Origin of the sequence: Nostoc sp. DedVER02 (genome assembly GCF_034530675.2) — a bacterium.
In the GTDB taxonomy this organism is placed as follows: Bacteria; Cyanobacteriota; Cyanobacteriia; order Cyanobacteriales; family Nostocaceae; genus Nostoc.
This window is the reverse complement of the sequence record NZ_JAVRCP020000085.1, coordinates 1-890: the sequence shown is the minus strand read 5'-3', so window position 1 is coordinate 890 and position 890 is coordinate 1. Positions and strand designations below refer to the sequence as shown.

The 890-nt window shown below is 39.3% G+C and carries 2 protein-coding genes; both read right to left on the bottom strand.

What is annotated here, in order from left to right:
* Positions 1-8: 8 nt before the first annotated feature.
* The gene (locus RMZ41_RS31955; protein ID WP_409876330.1) at positions 9-575 is read right to left on the bottom strand and encodes an IS630 family transposase; all 567 of its coding nucleotides are present in this window, start codon (positions 573-575) and stop codon (positions 9-11) included.
* Positions 560-736, bottom strand: coding sequence for a winged helix-turn-helix domain-containing protein (locus tag RMZ41_RS31950; protein WP_409876328.1), 177 nt, complete (start codon positions 734-736; stop codon positions 560-562). Before RMZ41_RS31950 ends, RMZ41_RS31955 begins: the two co-directional genes overlap by 16 nt.
* Positions 737-890 lie beyond the last annotated feature (154 nt).

Sequence of the window (890 nt, the reverse complement as noted above, 5' to 3'; positions counted from 1 at the left end):
ATACCAATTTAATATGAAGCTGCATAGAAAAGAGCTTCTAAAATAAAGTTATAAGATGAGATAGATATTACCTCATCAAATGTAAGTTGCTCGAATAATTGTTGTACTCGATTGCGTAAATCTTGCAAAGAAGAGAAAAGCTCATTTTTAAGAGGCTTTTTGAGAAACTGCCAAAGTCTTTCTATTGGATTAAGTTCAGGTGAATGCGGCGGCTGGAGCAGGGGAATAATATTTTCAGGCCAATTAATTGCACCACTGATATGAGCCGGAGCTTGGTCTATTTGTAAAATCGCATAATCTTCACCTAATTGCTGAGATAACCAGTCTAAAAACTGTTGAAAATAGTCACCATTAAGCTTAGGGTACTCTTGCTGGAAATGTTGTCCTGTAAATGGTTCAATTGCACCATAAATCCAAAAATTTTCCCTTTCCCATTTAACGGGTACAGTTGGCTTGACTCCGCAAGCCGTAATCACTTTTCCTGTTAAAGTTTTTAATCCTAGCCGGGTTTCATCCTGACACAGATAATGAACGCACTTGCCAAGTGCAAGATGTTTTTCTAGGCTATTGAGAATGATACCGAGTTTTTTTTAAACTCAGACACCAACTTTTCGTCTTGTTTGTGGCTTTGAGGACGAGGTATTTTTAGTTTTGCCCCTAATGTATATCGAACCAATGAGTAAACCGTTCCGTATTCAATCTCTTGCCCATGTTCTTGTTTTAACCATTCAACTATTGCACCATAGCTCGCAAACCCTTTCCCTGTTTTTAACTCTTTCTCAAGTGCTGCGTTCGCAGCATCATTGATTTTCCGTTTTGCCCCTGGCGCATTCTTGATTTCTAATAAGCCTGACAGCCCCCGACCGGCCTGGTTCTATCACTGAAGGTAT